The sequence below is a fragment of the Acinetobacter sp. YH12098 genome, assembly GCF_013419235.1.
GTDB lineage: Bacteria > Pseudomonadota > Gammaproteobacteria > Pseudomonadales > Moraxellaceae > Acinetobacter > Acinetobacter amyesii.
This window is the reverse complement of the sequence record NZ_VPAO01000007.1, coordinates 67,165-93,634: the sequence shown is the minus strand read 5'-3', so window position 1 is coordinate 93,634 and position 26,470 is coordinate 67,165. Positions and strand designations below refer to the sequence as shown.

The following is a 26,470-nucleotide window of genomic DNA, read 5'->3' as shown; positions in this document are numbered from 1 at the left end:
TGAAAACCTTCAAAATTCTTGCTGAGCGATATCGCAATCGAGGCAAAAGACTAGCATTGAGATTCAATCTAATTGCTGGAATTTATAACTTAGAGCTGAGTGAAAAATGACTTATGAAAGAAATCTAATCATATTTTCTAACTACGATTATCTTAAAACTCACTAGATGCATGTATAAATTTTACCTTGATTTTTATTTCAAACATCTCATCACATTTCTACAGCAATGTTCCAAATTTAGTTCCGCATATTTTAATGTATCTTTCAACTTACAATCTGGTGGATTAATCCCAACAATCTGTGTGAAACCTAAATCGTAGAGTTCCGCGATATCCTCACCAACCACACCAGCAAAAGCAATCACGGGCTTATTTAAACTTTTTGCGACCTGTGCCACACCAAATGGCGTTTTACCAAGCTTGGTTTGTTGATCAATTTTTCCCTCACCTGTCAGCACATAGTCTGCCTGTGCTATTTTTTCCTTCAACTGACTTTGTTCAATAACCAACTCTACACCTGATCGCATTGATGCACCTGCAAAAGCCATCAACCCAAAACCTAATCCACCTGCAGCGCCTGCACCTGCTACATCACGTAAAGCACAACCCAGTGTCTCTTCAACCACATCAGCATAATGACTGAGGTTCTGATCTAACTGACGCACCATCTCCTGCGTTGCACCTTTTTGCGGGCTAAAGATATGGGATGCACCATTTTCACCACATAGTGGATTAATGACGTCGCTGGCAATGATAATTTCTGTATGCGCTAAACGTGAGTCGAGCTGCGTCAAATCAATACTGTTAATTTGATCAAGACAACCACCACAAACTGCTATTTCCAAGCCATTTTCATCTAAAAATTGTGCCCCCAAGGCCTGCGCCATACCTGCACCGCCATCATTGGTCACACTCCCGCCCAAGCCAATGATAATTTTACTTACTCCGAAGTCTAGAGCAGCCTTGATCATTTCGCCCGTACCATAAGTTGACGTCAGTAAAGGATTTCGCTGAGCAATATCGACAAGATGAATACCATTGGCTTTTGCCATTTCAATCACCGCAGTTTTTCCTCCGTCAATCAAACCGAAATACGTCGTCACACGTTGATTGGGCAAAGGACCTGTAAGCGCTATCGGCACTTTTTGACCGTGGCAAGCACTGAGTAACGCATCCACAGTTCCCTCACCGCCATCTGCCATTGGCACAGCGATGACATTTGCATCAGGTATGAGTTTTAAAATTGCACGCCGCATCGCGTCACAGGCTTGTTGAGCACTCATACTTTCTTTAAATGAATCGGGCGCAAGAACAAAAGTGGTCATCTAAATGCTCAAAATAAAACTTGTCCTCAACCATAACGGTTTTAAAATAGCAGGTATATCTAAAAACATCAGAAAGGCTCGAAATGTCACGAATCAATCTAGGTCAGTCTGCACCTGAGCTATATAAAAAAGTCGCAGAACTTGATGCACTGGCAATGAAAAAAATAAATGAAGCTGGCCTAAGTGAAGGATTAGCTCATTTACTCAAATTACGTGCATCCCAAATCAACGAATGTGCGTTCTGTATTCGCATGCATGCGCAAGATGCACTTAAAACAGGTGAAAGCATTGAACGTATTAGCCTACTCAATGCATGGCGTGAAACTGCGTACTACGATGAAAAAGAACGTGCGGCTTTAAGCTTGATCGAAGCGATTACATTGATTGCCGAAGGCCAAGTTCCCGATGCAGTTTATGAAGATGCTCTACCATTTTTAACTGATGATCAAATCAGTGCAATTGAATGGCTCGCGATTGTCATTAACACATGGAATCGTATCGCCATTAGTAGCCGCTATAGCGTGAAACCTTAACGGGTTGTACATATTAAAACTGAATAAAAAAAGAGTGCCTCAGCACTCTTTTTTTATTTATCAGATCCGCAAGCAGTTTACTGCTCTGCCGAGCTTTTCGGTACTTCACGTCGAATATAAGAAGCCAAAGTAAGGTAGTTGACCCCTTGGAATAAAATATCAACCGCCAAGAATAATCCTAATACCCAAAATGGTGCATCAGGTGACATCAAAATGATCACACCCGTAATCAAGGTCAATAGACCTGAAAATAGCGTCCATCCCCAACCTTGAAATGCTCGAAATAGCACAGCATTAAAGATACGAATGACCCCTGCAATAATCAAGATAATCGCCAATAAATTGGTTAGGACAATGGCCGTTTTGACAGGCGTTGTAAATGCATAATAGCCTGCGACCAAATACAACACACCAAATAGTGCCCAGAACCAGCGGTAGCCGCCTTCAAAAATTTTAAATGCCGCGACGAAGTGGATTACACCACCTAACATCATCAGCACACCAAAAATATAAATCACCGTAAGTGTCGCAAATGGCAAGGCTACCAAAAGGACCAATCCGAAGACCACCAATAAAGCACCTAAACCGAGATACCACTTACGGTTTTCATGGAGCTGACTGCGAATTAAATCGTTGCCTACTGTTCTCATGCTTTTTCTCAAGTTATTCGTTATTCAATGGATTATGCAACTTCATGATGAAGAAAAATGAAAGAAAAGTCCAAATCTTATCCACACTGCTGACTTAGACTGTGGATAAGATAGGTTTTATCCACATTATTTTTTCCATCCCAGTTCAATCGCTGTGACGTCATTCACCACAGTATCAGCTAAATCTTCAGGCATTTTACTTTGCGTCTGTGAGGTAGGAATATGCCCCGCCATTAATTCAGCTTTGCTTTGTGGAAACAAAGGCTGCCGCTGGGGCTCTGCATAACCGACAGGGAAGATAGGCTGACCTGTGGCCAAATCATACTTATCAGTTGCACCAAAAGCGTGTAATAACTCATGGGCTAAAACGATTTTATTCTGCGCTGTCTGTTTATTCGATGCAAATAAATTCACCGATCCAATTCGACCATTTTCCAAGGCTGTGGAATGTTTAAGTACTTTGGTTTGAGTCGGATCGTAATAATTTAAAAATAGCGTCACACTCGAAACACCATCTACATTTTCATGCTGCTGCCAAGCATAGTAGCGGAATTTCAAACTCCATAAGATAACGTCCAACATACCGGCGTCATTGGGTACTTTGGGAGGTAAAACTTTCAGCTCGCGACCTAACTTAAAATACACATAAGTCGGTTGCCCTCGGTATTTCTGTGCTGTCGCTTGTAAATATTGTTGAACATCATTTAAATCATTGACAGAGAGCTGCTGTATATAAGCTTGAGTGCTCTCTCGACCATCGGCATTAATTGGATGTAACAATACAAAGATCGGTTTACTCCAGTCTTGATTTTTGTCTTTATAGGCATTGACTGCGACCACTAGTAGAATCAGCAGTAAACACAGCACCCGAATTTTTTTCCACATTTTAAATCGTACTCTGCTTTTTTATCTTTCTTAAATACATTTGACTCATTTCTATTTTTGTTTCAAATAAATTTAGCGTTTTAATTAGTCCAGATAATTTTGCTCGACCGTAGTTTCTAGAATCAAAGTCAGGTTTGACTGCGCTGATATATTGCCCAACCATACTTAAATTGGCCCATCCATTTTCATCCGCATTATCTTTCACAGCTTTATAAATCAAATTTAAAGTGGGTTTATCAATGATTTCAGTGATTGTATTCTCTTTAATCTGCACAGATGGCTTTGGTTCACTTACTTTTGTATTTTCAATGACTTCTTTAATTGGTGAATTAATAAGATCTTCTTCAGTATTTTTTAGCTCATTATCTTGCAGTAAGTTTTCAACATAAATAAATTTATCACATGCTTTTTTAAATGCCTCTGGCGTCGACTTTTTTCCAAAGCCGTAAACACTTAATCCATTTTCACGAATTCTAGATGCTAAAGGGGTAAAATCACTGTCGCTTGAAACAATACAAAAGCCATCCAATGCACCTGCGTACAGCAAATCCATCGCATCAATGATCAAAATCATATCCGTTGCATCTTTGCCCTTTGTGTAAGCAAACTGCTGAACAGGTGTGATGGCATGAGGAAGTAAGACTTCACGCCAATTTTTTAAGGTTTCGCTGCTCCAATCTCCATAAACTCGTTTAACACTTGCGATTCCATATTTTGCAACTTCTTCCAACACAGATGGAATAGCATTGATTGATGAGTTATCCGCATCTATGAGTACAGCAAACTTTTTTGTTTGAATTTCCACTATTCCCCCAATCATTTTTATCATTTAAATTTTGATTAATTCTGACATAAAAAATGCCGACCGAAGTCAGCACTTTATTGGTTTTAAAGCTTAAGCCTCAACCCACTTACCGTCTTGGTACACCAAAGACCATTTGGTTTGTTTGCCTTCAGCATTTTCAGAACCAATATATTGCGCTTGGTTTTTACGGCTGAATTTTACTAATGTTGGGTTTCCTTCAGGATCGACATCTGGTGCTTGTAAGATGAACTGATATTTCGCATCCAACTGATCTGCGACAGAACGTAGTTCCGCGACTTTAGGCGCACGAGTTTCACGTACTTTCGGGAACTTACTTGCAGCTAAGAATAAACCTGCTGCGCCATCACGAAGGACAAAGAAGTCATCATGTTTGGTTGAGCGTAAGTGTTCCATTTTTATTGGATCTACACGTGGAGGTGCCGGCTGACCGCTCTTCAACACTTTACGTGTATTGTCACAGCTATTACATGCAAAGTAAGGACCGAAACGGCCTGTCTTCAATTGCATTTCGCCATCACATTTGTCGCACGGAATGGTTGGGCCATCATACCCTTTGATTTTGAACTCACCTTCTTCAAGCTCAAAACCAGCACAGTCTGGGTTATTACCACAGATATGCAACTTACGCCCACCATCAATCACATAGCTGTCCATGGCTGTTTCACAGATTGGACAGCGTTTTTTCGACATTAAATCTGCTGTTTCTGCCGAGTCATCGTCAGACAGTGCAGCCAATGATTCTACAGGTGTCAGGTTTAAAGTTCCCTTACAACGCTCTTTTGGCGGTAAGTTATAACCTGAACAACCCAAGAACACGCCTGTAGTCCCTGTACGAATCTGCATCGGACGGTCACATTCTTTACAGTGCACCGCATCCACTTCTACAGGTAAATTACGGCGCATGCCATTTTCACCCTGAGCTGTGGTTAAACGTGTTTTAAAATCACCGTAGAAGCTATTGAGTAACTCTTTCCAGTTACGATCACCATCAGCGACTTTATCCAGCTGACCTTCAAGATCTGCCGTGAATGCATAGTTCATCAAGTTATTAAAGTTTTCATCGAGACGGTCTGTCACGATTTCACCCATTTTCTCGGCGAACAAACGACGGTTATCAAGCTTCACATAACCACGGTCTTGAATGGTTGAGATAATCGCAGCATACGTCGATGGACGACCAATCCCTTTTTTCTCAAGCTCTTTGACCAATGATGCTTCAGTGAAGCGCGCAGGTGGTTTAGTAAAGTGCTGCGATGGATCTAATTTTTCAAGTTTCAGTACTTCACCGACTTTTACAGCAGGTAACAGTACATCATCATCCGATTTGTTTTGGCCACGCACTTTAGTGAAACCATCAAAGACCAATGTACGGCCTTTGGCTTTGAGTTCGACGCCATTGGCATTAACTAAAATCGTTGATGATAAATATTCTGCAGGGGTCATTTGACATGCAACGAACTGACGCCAGATCAGGTCATAAAGACGCTGTGCATCACGCTCTACACCCACCAAACTATCGCCTTTTAGCGCGACATTTGATGGACGAATCGCTTCATGGGCTTCTTGCGCACCAGCTTTATTGCCGTAGCGATTTGGTTTAGCCGGTAAATATTTTTGACCAAACTCAGTTTCAATATGACCACGAACCATATTTACAGCGTCATCACTCAAGAATGTTGAGTCTGTACGCATGTAGGTAATAAAGCCGGCTTCATATAACCGCTGTGCCAACATCATGGTTTTCTTCACAGAAAAACCTAAACGTGTACTTGCTGCTTGTTGCAATGTAGACGTGATGTAAGGCGCGCTTGGATTAACCTTGGTTGGTTTGTCTTCACGTGCTGAAACTGTGTAGTGGGCATCTTTAATCAGGTTCAGTAAAGCATCCGTTTCAGCTTTATTGTGCAGTTTTAAAGTCTTGCCATTTTGCTTCACCGCTTCTAAGCGGATATCGTCTTTCTTCGACTTGGTATCTGCAAAAACTTGCCAAAATTCTTCTGGAACGAAGGCACGAATTTCACGTTCACGCTCAACCACAAGTTTAACAGCCACAGATTGCACACGACCTGCCGATAAACCACGGGCGATTTTTTCCCATAAGAGTGGCGAGATCATAAAGCCCACAATACGGTCGAGGAAACGACGGGCTTGCTGAGCATTGACTTTATCTGTATCCAGGCGAGAAGGATGTTTAAACGCTTCTTGGATGGCATTTTTGGTAATTTCGTTGAACACCACACGTTGATAACGTGAGTCGTCACCGCCAATTACTTCTTTTAAATGCCAAGCAATTGCTTCTCCTTCCCTATCCATATCCGTTGCGAGATAGACCTCGTCAACTTGCGATGCAAGCTTTTTCAGTTCCGCAACAACATGTTCTTTACCCGGTAGGACTTCGTACTGTGCCTTCCAGTCATTTTCAGGGTCTACACCCATACGATTAACCAAAGCTTTTTGTGCTTTTTTGGCTTTTTCAGCTTCAGTTAATTTCGCACGAGTTACTGGCTTTTTCTCTGCTGTTTTACTCGAGCCGCCTGTAGGTAAATCACGGACATGACCCACCGATGATTTTACGATGTAATCAGAGCCCAAATATTTATTGATTGTTTTCGCTTTTGCAGGCGATTCCACAATCACTAACGCACGCTTTTTCCCAGCATCGGCAGATTTTGCTGTGGTACTTTTAGATGTGGACCGAGGAGCGTTCGCCATAGTTAACCATCATTCCTGTTTAATAGGTTTTTTAAAATTTAAAGTTCAGCCAATGAATGTAAAAATGCTTTCATATCTTCAAGCTGTGTGGCTCTTAAGTCAGATTCTTCGTTCCAATAGAGTCCTACACAGTTTGCCTGCATATCAATAGCATAAATGCCCTTTAATGTAATGGCTAAATCCTTGAACTTGTCATCACCATGTACCAGTTCAAGTTTGTCATCGACCACTAAAGCACGCATTAAAGGCAAACGCGCATCTGGAATCAGCACACTGTAATACGCCACCATACTGGCACGTTTTTCAGAAGCCATTGGAATCTTGGTCCAAGCAGGTGCAGCCACTAAACGTGGGTGCAGCCCCATCTTACGCGCCTTCTCGCGCATAATGCCTAAGGCTTTTTCTCTAGGATTTACTCGAAGTCCAAAAATCGACCCAAGTACAAAGACCACAATAAAAACAGTAACCCAGATTCCAGTATTTTCCATAGCACAACCTTTATATTCCTTTATTAGAGTTGCATAAGCGCAATATAAAACGCAAGTTCACTCGATAAAATTAATTCAGGAACATCTCGTGGCTATACAGCACTTCGTGACCATTCCAATAGATATATCCTTTTTCGATCAACTCTTTAAGTAATAGTCGAACATCAGATTGTGGGAACATTTGCTCCAATAAATCACGTAAGGCGTAGATATCTTTTGGTTTATCTGACTTTAATTCATGCAATTTTCGGATCACTTCCATTTGCACAGGATCAATCTTATTGAAATTTTTAAATAAGCCTTGCTGTGCAGCCTGAATCATCGATGCCGTATCATCAGTATTTGAGGTTTGTTCTTCGAGTGAAGCAGTAAATGCATTCAGGTCTGTTTTTATCGGCAATGCTGTTTCAGCAGTCGTATTTAAATCTAGCTGCACCCATTGTTTGAGTACTTTTTTTCGAATCGAAATCTGCTCATCAAAGCGTTTGACGATTTTTAGATTGATCAACATACCGACCAAATGCTGAGCTTTTTCGCTAGAGACTTGCAAAATATTCATCAATGAGTTTTTCAGTTTATCCAAACTGTTGGGTTTGCCACTGAGTTTTTCCAGACCATCACAATAGTGTTTAATCAGTAATAAATCAGGTTTATTCCGAATGGTTTCTAGGTCAGGAATTTTATACTTCACTTTATGTGAAACTTCTTGTTCTGACTGAATTTGAATAAGATGTGCGCTGAGTCCAGTGCCGTTCAATTGTTCCATCAGTAATTCAATATCAGGCATTGCTGAAATCACTTCAATATGCGCATCTGGATCCATCCAGGCCATCAGTTGCCCCACAATCACCGCATATTCAAATTCTTTTTGCGGCGTTTCTGGAATATCCAAAACCACCAATTGACCACTCGCGATCCACCCTGCAATTTCAGTCAAATCTTCAAGTGCATATTCAAATTTTCCGCTGCAGCTAAACACATACAAAGTACTGTAATGTTCAATGATATTGCGCAATAGATTTGCTGTGGGCGGGTTATTTTCCAAATCTAGCAGGACAACTTTTTGACTCATGAGATGAAATAATGGGTTTCGATCAGCAGATGCGGTGCATTAGACCTGTCACGCTGCAAAAGGTCAAATAAATTTACACCAATCCACAGCTTTGGCGCTGATTCGTCATCTGCTTGTCATTCATAATCAACATTAATAATGCGGTGGGCGGTTGGTCATCGGGTCAAATGCCGCAATACCTTCAGATAAATCTGCCGATTCAATACGACGATACAACATCTGCATTTGTTTCTTTAAATCAGCGATTTCGGCGTTTTGACGCGCAACTTGATCATTCAGTTGGTCAACTAAATCATCTAAAAATGCAATTCGGACTTGCAAATCTTCAATGGGTGCGGAAAATGACGCCTGTTCATCAAGATTTTGTTGTGTAGTCAATTTACACTCCTCATATAAGATTTCAGGAAACATTATGGCCTATATTACTTTAAGGGACGTCCAGCTTGCATTTGGCGGACCTTCCCTACTCGACGGCGCGAACTTCAGTTTAGAACGTGGCGAGCGAGTATGTCTAATCGGTCGTAATGGTGAAGGTAAGTCTACTTTACTTAAACTGATTGAGGGAACTTTATTGCCAGATGGCGGTGAAGTTTCATTGCAAAATGGCATTACGATTTCAATGCTTGCGCAAGATGTACCCATGGATTCGGGCAAAGTCGCTGATATTGTAGCCGATGGTGCTGGTGAAGCTGCAACTGTTCTACGTGCTTATCATGAAGCCAGCGAAGCCTGCGTACTCGGCGATATGGACGCCTGTGAGCGCATGGGTAACTTACAACATCAGATGGATCAAATGGATGGCTGGTCACTTGAAACCAAAGTAAATGCTATCCTCAGTAAAATGGGCCTAGACCCAGAAGCTGACCTTGCAGATTTGTCTGGTGGTCGTAAGCGTCGTGTTCTATTGGCACGTGCTCTCTTAACCCAGCCCGATGTATTGCTACTCGACGAACCAACCAACCATTTGGACGTTGAAAGTATTGAATGGCTCGAAAAATTCTTACTCGATCAAAACAACTTAACCCTGTTGTTTATTTCGCATGACCGTTCATTTGTCGACAATATTGCGACTCGTATTGTGGAACTTGACCGCGGCATTTTGCGTAGCTATGAAGGCAACTATTCACGTTACCTCGAACTCAAAGCTCAGCAAATGGAAGCGGAAGAGAAACAAAATGCGCTATTCGATAAAAAACTCGCTGAAGAAGAAGTGTGGATTCGTCAGGGCATTAAAGCGCGTCGTACCCGTAACGAAGGTCGTGTTCGTGCCTTAAAAGCGTTGCGTGAAGAGTCTAAAGCACGTCGTTCACAACAAGGCAAAGTGAGCATGGCAACGCAAGATGCGCAGCGCTCAGGTAAAGTGGTCTTTGAAATTGAAAACTTAGCTGTGCAATTTGGCAACAGTGCTCCAATCATCAAAGACTTCTCGGCGCTGGTATTACGTGGTGACCGTATCGGTTTAGTCGGTGACAACGGTGTGGGTAAAACCACCCTCATTAAAGCTATTTTGGGTGAGCAAGAACATACTGGTACAGTAAAAACAGGTACACAGCTTGAAGTTGCTTACTTTGATCAGCTTCGAAATGCACTTGATCTTGAAAAATCAGTGAAAGATAACGTCTCTGAAGGCTCAGACCATGTCGATGTAAACGGTAGCCGTCGTCACATCTACAGTTATTTACAAGACTTTTTATTCTCTCCAGAACGCGCACGTACACCAGTTAAAGCACTGTCTGGGGGTGAGCGTAACCGTATTCTGTTGGCGAAACTGCTACTGAAACCATCGAACCTGATTGTGATGGACGAACCGACCAACGACTTGGATATGGTGACGCTTGAACTGTTAGAAGAAATGCTCAGCGCGTACAAAGGCACACTGTTACTGATTTCGCATGACCGTGCCTTTATGGACAACGTGGTGACGTCGACTTGGGTCTTTGATGGTAAAGGTCAAATCGATGAATACATCGGTGGTTACCAAGACTATTTGGAACAGCGTCCTGACCAAACTGTCGTGGATCAAAAAAGCGATGTGAAAAAAGCCATGGCTAAAGCCGAAGCCGCGGCTGCCGCTGCCGTGCCTAAAAAAGTCAAGCTCAGCTATAAAGACCAACGTGCCCTAGAACAACTACCGACTGAAATTGAAGCATTAGAACAAGAGCAAGCTGAATTGTCTGAAAAATTAGCCGACGGTTCTTGGTTCATGACTGACGCCGATGCTGCCACTAAAGCATCACAGCGTCTTGCTGAAATTGATGACGAAATGCTAGAAAAAATGGAACGTTTAGATGAGCTAGAAACGCTCGCTAAAGGCTAAGTCCACAAATATTCCACACAGAAAAAGCCGTATTTCGATACGGCTTTTTTTATCTCGTATGACTCGACTGAATTATTAGATCGGATGACTCAGTTTCAAATTGGAGCATGCAGCGTCTGTAAAGACGATTCCACTAATGTGAAAAGCTTGCTATGGTGACACTCAACATTAGATTGGGTCACGAACATGCAAATTTCAGATCAAATTGTCTTAGTTACAGGAGGCGCACGTGGCCTCGGTTTGGCAATTAGCCAAACTTTAATAGCTGAAGGCGCACGCGTGGTCGTGAACTATCTATCCAGTCAAACTGCAGCAGAACAATTGACTACCGAATTTCCTCAGCAAGTGTTTGCCTATCAAGCAGATGTCACTGATAAAGCTCAAGTAGAACAGCTTTTTGCCGCAGCAAGAGCACATTTTGGTGCCTCAATCACCTCTGTCGTGAATAATGCCCTCATCCATTTTCAATTTAATGGCGATGCCCGTCCTAAAATGGAAGAACTGACTGCACAGCACTTACAGCAACAATTTGATGGAGCAGTCGTCGCTGCACTCAACACCACTCAAGCGGCGCTTCCCAAGATGAAAGCACAGGGTTTTGGTCGCATTGTGAATATTGGTACCAACCTGGTACAAAACCCTGTCGTGCCTTACCACGACTACACTGCAGCAAAGGCAGCGCTGTTGGCCTTCACCCGCACAGCGGCGCATGAACTGGGTGAGTTTGGGATTAACGTCAATATGCTTTCTGGTGGCTTATTACAAAGCACCGATGCCAGTAAAGCCACACCCGATGCCGTGTTTGATTTAATCGCGGCATCGACACCTTTACGCACAGTGACCACGCCTGAAGAATTTGCTGCGGCCATCATGATGTTCTTGTCCCCTTACTCACGTGCGGTCACCGGGCAGAATTTGATTGTCGATGGCGGTTTAGTCAAAGGTTAAGTCAAAGGTTAAGTCTGATGCAGCATGAGGTTGAACTTTCTCTTTCAATTCAGCTTCATGCTAAACTGAACCCTATTTTTTAATCTTTGATTTAGCCCTATGAGTCAAAAGCCAACATATCAACCCGGAAAATTCCAATGGTCTTTCTTACTTCCTCAGTATTGGGGAATTTGGATAGGGATTGTATTTCTTATGATTTTGGCGATTCTTCCATGGGCAATTCAGTATCGCCTTGGACAATTCCTCGGTTCTGTCGCATTTAACAATCTCAAATCACGTCGTAAAACCACGATTCGCAACTTGGAAGTTTGCTTTCCTGAATGGACGGCAGAACAGATTGAAGCTAATGCAAGACAGGTTTTTATCGACCAAATGATTGGTATTTTTGAAACCTTAAATGCATGGTACAGCCCGCAGTGGTTCAAAAATCGGGTGCAAATTGAAGGCTTAGAACATATTCAAAATGCACAAGCTGAAGGCAAAGGTATTTTACTCCTCGGCACACATTCTACCCTGCTCGATGCTGGTGGCTATTTATGCGCACAGTTCTTTGAGCCGGATGTGGTTTATCGTCCGCAAAATAATCCGCTGTTGGATATGTTGATTGTGCGTTGCCGTGCCACCATCTATGCCAACCAAATCGACCATGATGATATGCGTGGCTTAATTCGCAATCTGAAAAATGGCCATGCCATTTGGTACAGTCCCGATCAAGACTTTGGTTTAAAACAAGGGGTCATGGCTCCGTTTTTTGGTACTCCCGCAGCCACTGTTACTGCGCATCGTCGCTTATTAAAAATTGCTAAAGCCGTAGCGATCCCATTGTATTTTTATCGAGATGGCGACATCAGCAACCCTCAATATCATGTATTGATTGAACCTGCTTTGGACAATTTTCCGAGTGACGATGAAGTTTCGGATGCTATTCGAACCAATAAAATTATTGAAAATCAGCTACGAATCGCACCGACACAATACATGTGGTTCCATCGCCGCTTTAAAACCCGCCCACAAGGCTATGACAAAATCTATTGAGTTCAACTCAGCACATAAAAAAGAGAAATGCTATGAAAGTGATGCAGCTTTTACCTGAATTGAACAGTGGTGGTGTCGAGCGAGGAACCTTAGAAATAGCTCGTGCTTTAGTGACCGCCGGTCATGAGTCATTAGTGGTTTCAAATGGTGGCCGTATGGTGACTCAATTAGAAGCCGAAGGCTCAACTCATCTCACACTCGCAATCCATAAAAAAGCCTTATCAAGCTTATGGCAAATTCGTCCACTACGTAAACTGATTGAGCAACATCAACCAGATATCGTGCATGTGCGCTCACGTGTCCCCGCGTGGCTCACGCATTTTGCCCTCAAAGGGATTCCAGCTAACAAGCGACCTCACCTGATTTCAACTGTACATGGCTTTTATTCGATAAATCGCTACAGTCAAATCATGACACAGGCTGAAAAAGTCATTGCGGTCTCGGATAGTGTTGTCAAATACATCACGGATAACTACAAAAACTGCCCTACCGAAGACATTGTGCGTATTTATCGTGGCATTGACCCTGCTGCTTTTCCACATGGCTATCAACCCTCAGCACAGTGGCTCAATCAAACCCTAAAAGACTTCCCTGAACTAGAAAATAAGCGTCTGATATGCTTACCAGGCCGTATCACCCGTTTGAAAGGTCATGAAACCCTGATCCATTTAATGGAACAGCTACAAGCACAGTATCCCGACGTACATGCGGTGGTAGTCGGTGGTGCTGATCCGAAAAAAGCAGCTTATTTACAAGAAATGCAAGACAGCATTGCGGCGAAAGGACTGAGTGATCGGATTACTTTTGTCGGTCACCGTTCAGATATCCGTGAATGGTTAGCTTTTAGCGATTTGGTTTTATCTTTGTCGAGCCAAGCGGAAACCTTTGGACGGACTGTACTCGAAGCACTGTCTGTCGGTACACCTGTGATTGGTTGGAACCGTGGTGGCGTAGCTGAAATTTTATCGAATGTCTATTCGCAAGGTTTAGTCACTGTCGATGATGAAACACAATTACTCGACACTTTAAAGTTGCATTTAGACCAACCACAACACGTGCAGCCTATCAGTATGTTTAGTTTAAAAGAGATGTGTGACCAGACTTTGGAGTTGTATACGCAGGTGGTCTCTCAGCATTCAGCTTGATTGACTACACTCCATAGATCTTTGCTGTGCAGGATAACGCTCTGGAAATATTTTTAATTCAGCAACTAGATCTGCATCTAGAAAGGATATTGTGAAATGCACAATATCCTTTTTTATTATGAATGACTCAATGGTGATTCAACCCTACTATTTAGCCCTTCAATTTCGCGCTTCCACTTAGCCCTTCCACACACGGTATCGAGCCATTAACCAGAGGATTAGCGGCAGTAACAAGACATTCAAAATATGTTGCAAACTTTGCCCTATACGCCAATAACCTCTATCTAAAATGTCATGCCGTGCATTAAACAATTCCAAACCCACTGCGACGACCACAACGGTCCAAATCGCATAATGTGATTTCAATTGGCGGTGATGGCAAAAGGCCATAAAAAAGAACAGGATTAAGCCAAGATAAATGGAAAGTGCATCCGTAGATAAGTGTGTAATCTGCAATAATTTCTGGTGCCATTCGGACAGCATAGAACGCCTCATACCTATATTTTTATTGGAAATTCATCTCTTTTTTCTTGGCACACTGTATAAAGAAATTGATCAAAAGAAAAGCAAAAATATGTATATCACAAAAGCAAAACCCGAGTTCTGCATCCTGCAAAACTCGGGTCTATGAGGTTGTGCTTTCACAAGTATTCTTTTTATTTTTTATTGGCTTTCCTTTCCTGCATCCGTTCCGTGATGCTTCCATCGGCTTCGTCTTCCTTAGTGGGATGTTCCGTTCCCAGTTCCATGTGCCGATGAACAAAGAATAAGTCAATACACTTGACCTGACCATTCGTCAGAAGCCGAAAGCTGTGTAAGCTATTTCTTACACTTTTCTCTTAAATCAAACAAAATCAAGGTGCCTTCGTACCATCCTTATAATCACGGGCGATTTCATCAGTCACAATCTTCTCCTCTTCCTCAGCTTTTTCTATACCCTCCTGAATTGCCTCTTGCGCTTCTTGTTCATCTTCATCTGTTTGCTCTAATTCTTCTTGGATTTGCTCAAATACCCTGCCTGTTTGCAGCACCACATAGACTGGAAAATGGTCTGAACCGATATTGGGCAAGCGTTCCATATGTACCAATGCAAAATCTGTACTATGAAAAATATGGTCGAGCGACCAACGCAGCAGTGGATAATTGGCATGAAAGGTATTTACGAAATGCCGTCCAACACGTGGGTCTAAAAGCCCACTGATTCGTTGAAAGAGTCGTGTAGTACGTGACCATGCCACATCATTCAGGTCCCCCATAACGATGCAACTTTCATCTAAATCTTTAATCTGATCGCCCACAATCAGCAATTCTGCATCGCGTAAAGTTGAATCTTTGGCTTCTGTTGGACTTGGCGGTTTGGGATGTAAACAATACAGTTGAACCTGATTTCCTGATGCTAAGGTGACTCGGGTATGGATCGAAGGAATTTCATCACTGAGAATAAATTTGACTTCAGTTTCACTAAGTTCTAACTTGCTATACAAATGCATGCCATACAAATTATCCAAAGGTACGGGTACGCGATAAGGATAATCAGCTTCAATCACTGCCAATTCATTTTGCCAAGTTTGATCTGTTTCTAGCGTGAGTACTAAGTCAGGTTGATGCTTTTGTATTTGTGCCAATAATAAGTGATATTGAGTATTCGCCGTAAGTACATTTGAGACAATGATTGAAATTTGTTTCTGTTTATCTAGCTGGTCTGATCGAACTTTTTTGACTTGTTTTTTCCAAATAAAGGTATAAGGCAAAACCATTTTTAATTGATATGCCAAAGCAGCAATCAACCCAATTAAAATGATTTCACGCGCCAAGTCCCATTCAGCATTCCATAAAATTAAGCCTATGAAGGCAAAGATGCCCAAAGCCAAGATTTGCAGACGCGGAAAATCTGCACCACGAAACCACCATTCATCTCGTGGTATGAGTGACCAAAATGTCAACCAAATGACGAAGCCCGCCAGTATTTCAATCCAAATCATTACGCCTCCCTTATATTCTTTATTTTTTATTGATTCATAAATTTATATCAGTTTTGCATGTAACATAAACAAGATATATTGCACAATATTATTGGTGTTTTCATTATGTAGCGCTTGCAGTTATGCGCCCTTTTGGTACACTCGAACCCCCTTTTTATTTTTTTAACGCACCGAGGCAAAGTGACATGAAAGTAGGTCTGGTCGGTTGGCGCGGGATGGTTGGTTCCGTCCTTATGCAACGTATGGTTGAAGAAAACGATTTCGCTCATTTCGAACCGTTTTACTTTTCTACCAGTAATGCAGGTGGTGAAGCCCCTGCGTTTGGTGGTAAGACTGCCCCAGCACTTATGGATGCAACGGACATTGATAGTCTGAAGCAAATGGATGTCATTATCACCTGCCAAGGTGGCGATTATACGACTGAAGTTTTCCCTAAGCTTAAAGCAGAAAACTGGAATGGCTACTGGATCGATGCTGCATCGACTTTACGTATGGATGATGAAGCGATCATCGTACTTGACCCAGTAAACATGAACGTAATCAAAGACGGCTTAGTGAAAGGTACAAAAACATTCGTGGGCGGTAACTGTACCGTTTCACTTATGCTGATGGGTTTAGGCGGTCTATTCCAAAATAATTTAGTGGAATGGGCAACGTCTATGACGTATCAAGCGGCTTCTGGTGCAGGCGCGCAAAACATGCGTGAACTGATTTCAGGTATGGGCTACTTGTATAACAACACCAAAGACTTGCTAGATGACCCACGTTCACCAATTTTAGATATTGATTCTAAAATTGCACAGTTACAACGTGGCGAAGGTTTCCCATCTGCAAACTTCGGTGTGCCTTTAGCGGGTTCTCTCATTCCTTATATCGACAAACAGCTTGAAAGCGGTCAGTCGAAAGAAGAGTGGAAAGGTCAAGTTGAAACCAACAAGATCTTAGGCAACCAGCAAATCGTTCCAATCGATGGACACTGTGTCCGTATTGGTGCGATGCGTTGTCACTCACAAGCATTGACTTTAAAACTTCGTAAAGATGTTCCACTGGATGAAATCGAAGATATCATCGCAAGTGCCAACGATTGGTCTAAAGTGGTTCCAAATACGCGTGAAGCTTCAATGACTGATCTGACTCCTGTTGCTGTAACTGGCACCTTGTCTGTTCCAGTTGGTCGTCTACGTAAGCTCAACATGGGTAAAGAATACCTAGGCGCATTCACTGTGGGTGACCAATTGCTTTGGGGTGCTGCTGAACCTTTACGTCGTATGCTAAGAATTCTCATTGATTATAAAAATGCTTAAGCATTTTTAAGTCTCTGAACAAGAAGCCGATCACAATTGATCGGCTTTTTTATGTAACTGTCGTGTAAATATTTTACAATTCTTCGACAACTCGCTAATCTATAATTTTCGCCATGCGACATATATTCGAGCTAAAGATTAAGATGACCGTATATAACAAATTAAAGATCGCCATTTTAGCCGTTATTGCATCTCAAAACATTCAAGCGATCAGCATTGATCCTGTACAAGTCCAGTCAGCACCCGGGGAATTGCTGTACGCTGAGATTCATTTTCGCCACTCAAATACATCTGTGCCGCTCAATGCAAGTTTAGCCACGGCAGAAGATTTGTTAAGTATGGGTACAGGGCATCAACCACCGGGGCATTTAAACTTCTTTACGCGTCGTGATGGTGCGGGCAATGGGGTAATTACCATTACCTCTTCGCGTCCAGTGACCGATGCTGAGCTTAATTTTATTGTTAATATTAAAGAAGGTAATGCTTCACGCCTGCAACAAATTCGTACCCCATTAAAACGCAATCCAACCACATCGAATGCGAATCAAACCGCCAATGAGCGTGCTTTAACACCTGTCGTGATTGTAAATGAAAAAGAAATTGCCTTAAATTTACCTGTTAGCACCCTCTACACCGCAAAAGCACCTGTAGCTGTAGAACAACCCTTACTACTCAGCACCAAAACACCGCCGAAGTTAGCACAATTAGCAACGTCAACGCCTGTTGCGATTGAACCTGTCACGCATGTGCAAAATTATAGCGTTGCACCTGCGGAGCAAAATAGCGCAAGTACTTCATCAGGTTCTGAAACATCAATTTCGAAAGTTACAAAAACCAATTCGACCGGCTCTGTCAGTTCAGAAATGCAAGCCACACAAACTGCAACAGCATCAACTGCAAGATCTCAAGACCCATTGGCACAAAAATTTGCTGCGGAGCAGGCAGCACAAAAACGTGAAAATCCAACAACGACAACTCAAACAGCATCTACACCAAAACCAACAAGTACTGCAGCTGCATCAACAGCAACACCTGCGGCAAAATATGTGGTTCGCTCAAATGAAAGCCTCTGGGGGATTGCCTCACGTATTGCGACAGAACAAAACCGCCCTGTCTCTGAAGTCATGCAACAGATTAAAAACAGCAACGAACATGCATTCATTCAGGGCGACGTAAACCGTCTGCGCCGTGGTGCGGCATTAAATCTGCATGGTATGCAGCAAGCAAAACAGCCTGTAAAAGTCTCTGCGGCAGAACTTGCCAAAGTGCCTTCGAAGCAGTCAGGCAAAACCAAATACCGTTTGAATCAAGCTGAAATGAGTCTGGTTGCAGAGAAAGCACAAGATTCGGCACAAACTTCTGCCAACAGTGCAGCAGAAAAGAATAAAACTTCGAAAGAGTTGTCATTAAAAGTTATGACATCTCGTGAAAAAACCGTTAAATTACAGAGAAACGTAACTCAATTAGAATTGGCGCTAAATCAAAAGGATCACAGAATTCAATTATTAAATGCTCGTCTTGCTCAACTGCAACAACAGTTGAAAGCTCAACAAGCAGATAAAAGAAGCCAATAAACTAAAACGTTACCAATCAAGATTTTATAGGGATGAGTGCAACTTTATATCGCTCTATCTCCAAGGGGTTAAAACATGCTGATTTATGTGATTCCATTAGTGATCTTAGTGATCGTATTGGTTTTTTTAAACAAACGCCAAAAAGGTCAAGAATCAGATAAAGCCAAACCAACATCCACTAAAACCAAGAAAACGGGTGTTTCGGCCAAAGCGACTCCGAAGAAAACTCAAGTGGTTGAAAGCAGTGTCATTGAAAAAAAATCAATGACGCCATTAACGACCGATGCTCGTGGCAAAATTGAAAAATTAATTGCGGAACGTAATTTCTTTTCTGCTGAAGCGCAAATCAATCAATCACTAAAACGTGATAACTCACAACATGAGTTGTATCTATATCTATTAGATATTCACATTTTACAAAAAGACGAATTTGCCATCAGCCAATTGCTGAGCCATATTCGCTCACTTGAACTCGATGAAATTTTAGAACAAGCTGAAGCAAAAAAAGTAGAGTTTGAAAATTCTCAAAATGTAAAAGATGATGCCATTAACTTTGTATCACCGATCACTGAAGAGGCTCCATCAAAAGCTCAAAATACCTCTGATTTTGATGCTTTAATGCAAAGTTCAACTGCTGCACCTGTTGAGCCAAAAGCAGCAGAAATTAAACCACTAGATTTTAATTTCACCACTGAAACACCTGCAAAAGCAGACATTTCTACCCCTGTTGAAAGTGCACCTGCTGAAAAAATACAGCCGCTTGAATTTGATACGCTTTCGATTTCACCAGAGCCTGCACTTGAAGCAACACTGAAAACCGAAGAGATTGCTCAGCCATCTCCTGCCGTTGAAGAAATCAAACCGATTGATTTTGCAATGGACTTTGCCCCAAGCACTGAAGCTGCGACTGAAACCAAAACAGAAACTGTAGAAGAAAAAATCGAGCCTTTAGATTTTTCATTTACAACAGAAACACCAGTGGTAGAAGAAAACAAAGTTGAAGCTCCAACCTTAAACTTTGACTTAGGTACTTTTGAAACAGCAAAAACAGAAGAAGCGGTTGTTGCTCCTGCAACAGAGGTTAACCTAGAGTCTACGCCTGAAGAGAAACCTGCCGCACCTGCATCAAGTGGTGTGAGTTTTGACATTAGCGGTTTAGGCACACCGTCAACCCCATCTAGTACAGACCAAAATGATCCATTGGTTCAATCTTTCCCTGAACTGGTTGAAGTCAATGAAATTGAATTGAATCTTGAATTGGCAGCGCAATACATCAAACTAGGTGCTTATGACGCTGCACGTGAAATTTTGACTGAAAAAGAAGCTGAGTTTTCTTCAGCTCAACGTCAACAAGCAGATCAGTTACTGAATCAAATCGCATCTTAAGCAAAAGCGATTTAAACTAAAGCAGTCTTTCAAGGCTGCTTTTTTTATGATGAAAAAAATTGCTCTTATTTATATGGGTGGTACCTTCGGTTGTATCGGTGAACCGTTAAGCCCCATGCCAGCGAATGCGTTTTTACCTAAATTACAGCATGTGCTGCCACTGCACCTTAACATTGAATGTTTTGTCGCACCTGTCATTCGTGACAGTAGTGCCTGTACCGCACCCGACTGGCTGGCACTGATCCAACAAATTCAAAGCTTACAATTACAACAATTTCAGCATTTCGTAATTATTCATGGCACAGACACGCTTAGCTATGCCAGCGCAGTGCTTGCACACTTTATGGGACAGTCTGCTCATATCGTGCTAACAGGCAGCCAATATCCGCTGTTTAATGTGGCTGGTGACAACACCCGTGAATTTACCGATGCCATCGACAATTTAAATTTTGCCTTGGAATCGGTACACCGATCGAGTGTTGGGGTTTATTTGGCCTTTCATCATCAATTGATGCATGCTCAATCCGCACTCAAAATACATACAACCGACCTGAAAGCCTTTGATGGGCTGCCAGCCACACAGCCACTTTCAACGCTTACATCGCCTTATATTGTTCAAGCCAATGATTTAGACAAAGCAGCTCATTTCAATTGCCTGAATTGGATGTGGCAACCGATAGCAACTGATCTACACAGTCAAAATTTAGCGGCTCTGCTTTCACACACGCCAGATGTTTTAATTTTGCAAGGTTTTGGTACAGGCAACATTGCCGTTGGTGCTGAATTACTCAATATATTGAAGGCTATACAACAAAAAAATTGCAAAATTATTTTAAGTACACAGGTTGTTCATGGCGGTATAGATCAGCGCTATGCTGTCAGTGACTGGGTCAAAGACAGCGGAATATTACTGAGCAATTGTTTGGGGCATGCAGATCTTTATGCCAAATGTTTGAAAATGTATTTACAATACGGCAGTGCCGCAGACTGGACTGCGCATTGGAACGATTAAGTCATTTGAGGTAACTATGCAACGTTTTGCGATTGGGATTGAGTTTTGTGGCATGCAATACAAGGGCTGGCAAACTCAGCAACCGGGCGTACCAAGCGTGCAAGAAACCATTGAAACCGTCCTCAGTAAAGTGGCCAATGAGCCAATCATGTTGCATGGCGCTGGCCGAACAGATGCCGGCGTCCATGCAACCAATATGGTGGCACATTTCGATACTCAGGCGATTCGTCCCATTCGTGGATGGTTAATGGGCAGCAATAGCCAATTACCCCGTGATATTTCCATCCAATGGATTAAGGAAATGGATCAGGACTTCCATGCCCGTTTTAAGGCGCAAGCACGTCGTTATCGCTATGTAGTCTATAACAATCCACAGCGCCCAGCTTTACTGCATAAGCAAGTGACCCATGTTTATGCAAAATTAGATGTGCTAAAAATGCAACGTGCGGCCGCTAAATTTGAAGGCACCCATAATTTCGAAAGCTTCCGTGCCGCCGCATGTCAGTCCAATCAGCCTGTTCGTCATGTCAGTCATTGTCGCTTGATCCAACACGGATGTTACTTGGTCCTAGATATTCAGGCCGATGGTTTTTTACATCACATGGTGCGTAACATCATGGGCTGTTTATTGGAAATTGGGCAAGGTATGTATGACGTTGACCATATTGACGATATTTTTGCGGCTGAAGACCGAAAAGCAGCTGGTGTCACCGCACCGCCCGATGGGCTGTATTTTATCCATGCAGACTATCCAGCACAGTTTGAACTTCCTCAAGTTCCGCTAGGACCTCATTGGTTAAATATGCCTGAATAAAAAATTCCTCCCAACCTCCCTTTCACAGAGGGATGAGTGTCATTTTCGCCATTGCTAGGTTCTAAAAATGAAAGTACCCCTTTCAAAGGGGGGATTCTGTTTAGGGAAGGATTTTATCGAAGATCAACCTTAACGCTGCTTCCGCTTACGGTATTCCACAGGCGTTTCATTGGTCCAGCGTTTAAATGCGCGATAGAACGTACTTGGCTCAGAAAAACCCGTTAAGTAAACAATGCGCTCCACACTTTCATTGGTATTGGCCAATAATTTTTTAGCCAAACGACAGCGATAGTCTGACAAAATTTGCTGAAAACTGGTATTGGCTTCTGACAACTGAGTCCGTAAACGACGTGGGGTAATGTTGAGCTGTGCAGCGACCGTTTCGAGTGTGGTTTCACCACTTTCAAGCGTTGAACCAATAGCACGGCGAACTTCACCAACCAAATCATAACGCGCCAACTCCTGAAGTTTTTCAATCGCTAACTGCTCATGCAATTGTAATAACTCAGGTTCTGCCTGCCACAATTGATACTCTAAAATAGCCGGATCAAAATACAATCGGGTTTCTTTTTGCCCTAAGCTCACAGGGCATTCATAAACACGGAAATACTCATCATCTGGCGCGCCCTGACTAAAGTTAAAGTCGATATAAATCGGCTGAAAACGCCCTTCAGTAATAAACTTAAAGAAACGCAAAACACCGGACATCGCGCATTCAGAAAAATGACGATTCACGATATTTTCTGCCCAAGGCTGATGACCATTGGTCAAATAGCAGCGGTCATCTTCAATGACCAATTGCGCATGAAAGGCATCGCTAATGAGGCGTTGATACGCCAAAGCCCGCTTTAAACCTTCACCAAAATTCTCAGATGAAATAAATAAGTGTTCAATCACCTGCCCTCGATATAAAGGCAAATGCTCTCCCAGATGCAAACCAATGTCAGGATCCTTACTGACTTCTTCTGCAGCCACCCAGAATGCAAATTGTGCATTCAATGGGGTACGGTCATTGGTTTCAACCTGATTTAATGCCACACCCGCTTTTGTTAAAATTTCTTCTGTTGGCAATCCGGCACGACGAATCGCTTGATACCCTAAACGCAACACAACAGATGCATCAGTTAGCTGACCCACTCCAGAACCTTCCTTGTATGTACTTCATTTATACCTAAAAAGATTGATTTTAGATTAACTGCGATTGACCAAACTGACAACAGTTACTGCACATTTTTTGTTGAAAATATTTAACTGAATTGTTCGCTTATTTTACTGACAGTCGATCAGTTCAAAGCCTTTTACGGCTTGTATTCTGAAAAAAAATTGACTATAATTTGCGCCTTGCTAATTTATTCATTCAGGTAGGCTATGGCCAATAAAGAGGAACTCATCGAGTTCGAAGGCGTTGTCACCGAGACGCTTCCTAATACTATGTTCCGTGTACGTTTAGAAAACGGTCATGAAGTGATTGCTCACATCTCTGGCAAAATGCGTAAACACTATATCCGTATTTTGACTGGCGACAGTGTTAAAGTAGAAATGACACCTTATGATTTGACTAAGGGTCGTATCACTTACCGTGCGCGCTAAGTTTTAGCGAAGCGAAAAAGCCACTTTATCAGTGGCTTTTTTTTGTATCTATTTCAATGCAATGATAAAAATTGACTGCAAATTTGCTTTCCTTTACAGTCTAAAAACATAAAAATTCGATTAAAAAATTTAAAATATAAGGATATAAAATCATATGAAACATCTAGTATTACTCAGTGCTGTCTTTTGAGTTGCTTGTGCCACGACAGGCCAAAAGCAACTCAATCAATCCCTACAACACGATATTGGACAGCCAGCTGATCAAGTTCGTAAAGAGCTCAACTTAAGTCAATTGGGCTACAAAGTGATGGGAGCACTAGTACAAAGCAATGAAAAACTTAGCTATACCATTTTACGCTCGATGCCAATCCCGATTGGTACACCAAATATCGGCACCAGTATAGCCATGGGCGCCCCTATCCCAACGCCGTCTAAAGGTGGTGTCACTGTCGATATGGAATGTAAAATCGAGTTCAAATTACGCAATCAAATAGTTGAATCCATTGACTATGTTGGCAGAGCTTGTTGATCCTGCATGAGAATACTAAAGGCTAATCTTGCTCAGATGACCGTGTATCAAATGACTACAGTGTTATACAGACCGATCTGACTAAACTGAATTTATTTCGTGAGGAGCTGATCCATGAAATTTATTTTGGAACATCAGGTTTACGAAGATCACCATTTTATTCACCCCACATTGAGCATGGGTTGCGTTCTAAGCATTGTGTTATTGGCTGGCTGTACCACGACTTCAACTCTCTCATCCGTTGAACGTGAACGCTATTTAGCCTCATTTATTGGTCAATCGAGCCAAACGATTCAAGCAGAACTCGACCTCAGCAAACTGGGCTATCAAAGGACTTCTCCCGTGGAGGTCAGTTCGGACTACCTCCTTTATCGTGTCGCACGCCCGATTAGTATTCCTTTACCGATGGCGGAAAATCCTGCGATGGGCATGGGCAGCGGCGCTGCTGTGCCGATTCCCAGTGGAAATACACGCTATGAGGTTGAGTTAAACTGCCTTATTCAATTTCGCATAAAGCATAATATTGCAACTGATGTCCGATTAACTGGTCGCACCTGTTAGCGCATCAATTCTAAGATTGATAATTTCTAGGCACAAAAAAACGCAGCATAAACGCTGCGTTTTTTGATTCGCCATTAGTTCAATGCAGAAACTACAGCTTGACCCATTTCAACTGTACCGACTTGAGTACTGCCTTCTGACATGATGTCACCTGTACGTAAGCCTTGATCTAAGACATTACCTACAGCATCTTCAATTGCTTTTGCCGCCGCTTCTTCACGGAAGGTATAACGTAGCATCATAGCAACAGACAGAATTGTTGCTAATGGGTTCGCAATGTTTTGACCTGCGATGTCTGGTGCTGAACCGTGGCAAGGTTCATACATACCTTTACCATTTTCATCTAAAGAAGCCGATGGCAGCATGCCGATAGAACCGGTTAACATCGCCGCTTCATCAGACAAGATATCGCCGAACAAGTTACCTGTCACGATTACATCAAACTGTTTTGGCGCACGGACCAATTGCATGGCAGCATTGTCAACGTACATATGAGACAAGTTAATTTCAGGATACTGCTCTTCTTTTAACGCAGTTACGGTTTGTTTCCAAAGCTCAGTCACTTCTAGCACGTTGGCTTTATCCACTGAACACACTTTACCACCACGTAAGTTCGCCATTTCAAAAGCAACTTTGGCAATACGCTTGATTTCAGATTCTGCATATACGTCAGTATTGAAACCTTGTTTTTCACCGTTTTCGAGTTCACGAATACCACGTGGTTGACCGAAATAGATACCGCCAGTTAACTCACGTACGATCAAGATATCCAAACCTGCTACGATTTCAGGTTTTAAGCTCGACGCATCTGCAAGCTGCGGATAAAGAATTGCTGGACGTAAATTGGCAAATAAATTTAATTCTGAACGAATTTTTAATAGGCCACGTTCTGGACGAATTGAACGCTCAATGGTATCCCACTTAGGACCACCCACTGCACCCAATAAAATCGCATCAGCAGTCTTCGCTTGTGCTGCTGTTACATCTGGATAAGGTGAACCGTGCGCGTCGATCGCTGCACCACCTAAAAGACCTTGTTCCCAAGTCAAACCTAAGTTGAATTTCTCGTTTACACGTGTCAGCACTTGTTCAGCCGCTTTCACGATTTCAGGACCAATACCATCACCTGGTAAAATCAAAATATGTTTTGACATGAGTCTTTCCATTTATACGCTGGCTTGATTACCAGTCAGATTTAAAGTTTCTTTTCTACAAACTCACCAAGTCCTGTGAGGACATTGTAGGGTCGGCAGAAACGTCGAATCGTTTTTGCACCTTGCTTTAAGTCTACACAGAGCGGATCAGGCGCAGATTTATCCAGTAAACTGCCTGTGTTTTTTGAACGCTCTCGGTACATTTTAAAGGTGTACTCGTGTTTGGACCTAAAGTTGTGAATGACATGCAAGCGCTCTGCTTTTTCCTGAGAAATTGGATAATAGCGAATCACGACTTCATGCTGACCTGAAGGTACAGACAAATACAAAGGATTAGGCTCAGACAATGAACGACCATTCAACCGTACAATGCCTGCTTTAATCGCAGCACGTTGTACATGTTGATTATTTGGATCAACCACTTGTATTTGATCAAAACGCTCAAATTCACAATGCGCTGTACCTGCACAGTAAATCAGAGCATTATTTTTTGTACTTTCAGTTTCTTTCACATTTTTAATGCGTGCTGTGTCAATGGTTTGACATGCACCCAGTGATGCTAGCACCACGCCTGTAACAATCAGCTGACCGAAGAACTTTCGCATTATTCGAACCCAACCTGTTCAATT

General features: G+C 42.3%; 26 protein-coding genes and 1 pseudogene. 14 read left to right on the top strand and 13 right to left on the bottom strand.

Annotated elements, in window-relative coordinates; genetic code table 11:
• Window positions 1-110, top strand: a pseudogene (locus FTU38_RS03650) (IS5/IS1182 family transposase); the annotation flags it as partial.
• 83 nt (window positions 111-193) lie between these two features.
• Here the strand turns inward: FTU38_RS03650 and FTU38_RS03645 are convergent.
• On the bottom strand, window positions 194-1,324 hold the full coding sequence (locus tag FTU38_RS03645) for a glycerate kinase (protein WP_180110587.1): 1,131 nt from the start codon (window positions 1,322-1,324) through the stop codon (window positions 194-196).
• Window positions 1,325-1,407: 83 nt separating this feature from the next.
• Between FTU38_RS03645 and FTU38_RS03640 the strand changes: the two genes are divergently transcribed.
• Window positions 1,408-1,857, top strand: a complete 450-nt coding sequence (locus tag FTU38_RS03640) for a carboxymuconolactone decarboxylase family protein (RefSeq protein ID WP_180055624.1) — start codon at window positions 1,408-1,410, stop codon at window positions 1,855-1,857.
• 77 nt (window positions 1,858-1,934) lie between these two features.
• Here FTU38_RS03640 and FTU38_RS03635 read toward each other — a convergent pair whose 3' ends face one another.
• The 7 genes from FTU38_RS03635 to FTU38_RS03605 form a co-directional block, all read right to left on the bottom strand.
• The gene (locus tag FTU38_RS03635) at window positions 1,935-2,507 is read right to left on the bottom strand and encodes an HdeD family acid-resistance protein (RefSeq protein WP_180110586.1); all 573 of its coding nucleotides are present in this window, start codon (window positions 2,505-2,507) and stop codon (window positions 1,935-1,937) included.
• Window positions 2,508-2,633: 126 nt separating this feature from the next.
• Window positions 2,634-3,392, bottom strand: coding sequence for a hypothetical protein (locus tag FTU38_RS03630; RefSeq protein WP_180110585.1), 759 nt, complete (start codon window positions 3,390-3,392; stop codon window positions 2,634-2,636).
• A 1-nt stretch (window position 3,393) separates the two neighbouring features.
• Window positions 3,394-4,197 (bottom strand): NYN domain-containing protein, encoded by an 804-nt coding sequence (locus tag FTU38_RS03625; RefSeq protein WP_180021114.1) that lies wholly within the window; start codon window positions 4,195-4,197, stop codon window positions 3,394-3,396.
• Window positions 4,198-4,287: 90 nt separating this feature from the next.
• Window positions 4,288-6,930, bottom strand: coding sequence for a type I DNA topoisomerase (gene topA / locus FTU38_RS03620; RefSeq protein ID WP_180089002.1), 2,643 nt, complete (start codon window positions 6,928-6,930; stop codon window positions 4,288-4,290).
• A gap of 38 nt (window positions 6,931-6,968) precedes the next feature.
• On the bottom strand, window positions 6,969-7,418 hold the full coding sequence (locus tag FTU38_RS03615; RefSeq protein WP_180005286.1) for an ammonium transporter: 450 nt from the start codon (window positions 7,416-7,418) through the stop codon (window positions 6,969-6,971).
• Window positions 7,419-7,488: 70 nt separating this feature from the next.
• Window positions 7,489-8,490, bottom strand: a complete 1,002-nt coding sequence (locus FTU38_RS03610) for a hypothetical protein (protein WP_180110584.1) — start codon at window positions 8,488-8,490, stop codon at window positions 7,489-7,491.
• Window positions 8,491-8,622: 132 nt separating this feature from the next.
• Window positions 8,623-8,868 carry a SlyX family protein gene (locus FTU38_RS03605; RefSeq protein WP_078189840.1) on the bottom strand — a complete coding sequence of 82 codons (246 nt, stop codon included), beginning with the start codon at window positions 8,866-8,868 and terminating at the stop codon, window positions 8,623-8,625.
• 34 nt (window positions 8,869-8,902) lie between these two features.
• Here FTU38_RS03605 and FTU38_RS03600 point away from each other — a divergent pair, with 34 nt between their 5' ends.
• The 4 genes from FTU38_RS03600 (at window position 8,903) to FTU38_RS03585 (ending at window position 13,935) form a co-directional block, all read left to right on the top strand.
• Window positions 8,903-10,807, top strand: a complete 1,905-nt coding sequence (locus FTU38_RS03600; protein WP_168377902.1) for an ATP-binding cassette domain-containing protein — start codon at window positions 8,903-8,905, stop codon at window positions 10,805-10,807.
• A 186-nt stretch (window positions 10,808-10,993) separates the two neighbouring features.
• The gene (locus FTU38_RS03595) at window positions 10,994-11,755 is read left to right on the top strand and encodes a 3-oxoacyl-ACP reductase (protein ID WP_180066295.1); all 762 of its coding nucleotides are present in this window, start codon (window positions 10,994-10,996) and stop codon (window positions 11,753-11,755) included.
• Between the two features lie 99 nt (window positions 11,756-11,854).
• Complete coding sequence (gene lpxL, locus FTU38_RS03590; protein WP_180110583.1) at window positions 11,855-12,790, top strand: LpxL/LpxP family Kdo(2)-lipid IV(A) lauroyl/palmitoleoyl acyltransferase; 936 nt, start codon at window positions 11,855-11,857, stop codon at window positions 12,788-12,790.
• Window positions 12,791-12,822: 32 nt separating this feature from the next.
• Window positions 12,823-13,935, top strand: coding sequence for a glycosyltransferase family 4 protein (locus tag FTU38_RS03585; RefSeq protein ID WP_180110582.1), 1,113 nt, complete (start codon window positions 12,823-12,825; stop codon window positions 13,933-13,935).
• Window positions 13,936-14,112: 177 nt separating this feature from the next.
• Here the strand turns inward: FTU38_RS03585 and FTU38_RS03580 are convergent, their stop codons facing one another.
• Together FTU38_RS03580 and FTU38_RS03575 are read right to left on the bottom strand one after the other, a co-directional pair.
• Window positions 14,113-14,418 (bottom strand): hypothetical protein, encoded by a 306-nt coding sequence (locus FTU38_RS03580; protein ID WP_257225669.1) that lies wholly within the window; start codon window positions 14,416-14,418, stop codon window positions 14,113-14,115.
• Window positions 14,419-14,789: 371 nt separating this feature from the next.
• Window positions 14,790-15,917, bottom strand: coding sequence for an endonuclease/exonuclease/phosphatase family protein (locus FTU38_RS03575; protein ID WP_180110580.1), 1,128 nt, complete (start codon window positions 15,915-15,917; stop codon window positions 14,790-14,792).
• A 185-nt stretch (window positions 15,918-16,102) separates the two neighbouring features.
• On the opposite strand from FTU38_RS03575, the gene asd reads away from it, so the two are divergent.
• The 5 genes from asd to truA all read left to right on the top strand — a co-directional run bounded on the left by asd (window position 16,103) and on the right by truA (window position 22,007).
• Complete coding sequence (asd, locus tag FTU38_RS03570) at window positions 16,103-17,221, top strand: aspartate-semialdehyde dehydrogenase (protein ID WP_180005293.1); 1,119 nt, start codon at window positions 16,103-16,105, stop codon at window positions 17,219-17,221.
• A 143-nt stretch (window positions 17,222-17,364) separates the two neighbouring features.
• Window positions 17,365-18,795 carry a hypothetical protein gene (locus FTU38_RS03565; RefSeq protein WP_180110579.1) on the top strand — a complete coding sequence of 477 codons (1,431 nt, stop codon included), beginning with the start codon at window positions 17,365-17,367 and terminating at the stop codon, window positions 18,793-18,795.
• 75 nt (window positions 18,796-18,870) lie between these two features.
• Entirely contained in the window at window positions 18,871-20,181 is a 1,311-nt protein-coding gene (locus tag FTU38_RS03560; RefSeq protein ID WP_180110578.1) for a fimbrial protein FimV, read from the top strand.
• Between the two features lie 49 nt (window positions 20,182-20,230).
• A complete protein-coding gene (locus tag FTU38_RS03555) occupies window positions 20,231-21,193 on the top strand; it encodes an asparaginase domain-containing protein (RefSeq protein WP_180110593.1) in 963 nt (320 codons plus the stop codon).
• Between the two features lie 16 nt (window positions 21,194-21,209).
• Window positions 21,210-22,007, top strand: coding sequence for a tRNA pseudouridine(38-40) synthase TruA (gene truA, locus FTU38_RS03550; protein WP_078189716.1), 798 nt, complete (start codon window positions 21,210-21,212; stop codon window positions 22,005-22,007).
• Window positions 22,008-22,136: 129 nt separating this feature from the next.
• On the opposite strand, the gene FTU38_RS03545 is transcribed toward truA, so the two are convergent.
• Window positions 22,137-23,144 (bottom strand): AraC family transcriptional regulator, encoded by a 1,008-nt coding sequence (locus tag FTU38_RS03545; RefSeq protein WP_078189717.1) that lies wholly within the window; start codon window positions 23,142-23,144, stop codon window positions 22,137-22,139.
• A 231-nt stretch (window positions 23,145-23,375) separates the two neighbouring features.
• Between FTU38_RS03545 and infA the strand changes: the two genes are divergently transcribed.
• The 3 genes from infA to FTU38_RS03530 all read left to right on the top strand — a co-directional run bounded on the left by infA (window position 23,376) and on the right by FTU38_RS03530 (window position 24,687).
• Window positions 23,376-23,597, top strand: a complete 222-nt coding sequence (gene infA, locus FTU38_RS03540; protein WP_001284370.1) for a translation initiation factor IF-1 — start codon at window positions 23,376-23,378, stop codon at window positions 23,595-23,597.
• 304 nt (window positions 23,598-23,901) lie between these two features.
• The gene (locus FTU38_RS16795) at window positions 23,902-24,126 is read left to right on the top strand and encodes a hypothetical protein (protein WP_257225668.1); all 225 of its coding nucleotides are present in this window, start codon (window positions 23,902-23,904) and stop codon (window positions 24,124-24,126) included.
• Window positions 24,127-24,240: 114 nt separating this feature from the next.
• Complete coding sequence (locus FTU38_RS03530) at window positions 24,241-24,687, top strand: hypothetical protein (RefSeq protein ID WP_257225667.1); 447 nt, start codon at window positions 24,241-24,243, stop codon at window positions 24,685-24,687.
• Between the two features lie 74 nt (window positions 24,688-24,761).
• Here FTU38_RS03530 and leuB read toward each other — a convergent pair whose 3' ends face one another.
• Together leuB and FTU38_RS03520 are read right to left on the bottom strand one after the other, a co-directional pair.
• Window positions 24,762-25,841, bottom strand: coding sequence for a 3-isopropylmalate dehydrogenase (gene leuB, locus FTU38_RS03525; RefSeq protein ID WP_078189719.1), 1,080 nt, complete (start codon window positions 25,839-25,841; stop codon window positions 24,762-24,764).
• Between the two features lie 41 nt (window positions 25,842-25,882).
• Window positions 25,883-26,446 carry a hypothetical protein gene (locus tag FTU38_RS03520; protein ID WP_180110577.1) on the bottom strand — a complete coding sequence of 188 codons (564 nt, stop codon included), beginning with the start codon at window positions 26,444-26,446 and terminating at the stop codon, window positions 25,883-25,885.
• Between the last annotated feature and the right edge of the window lie 24 nt (window positions 26,447-26,470).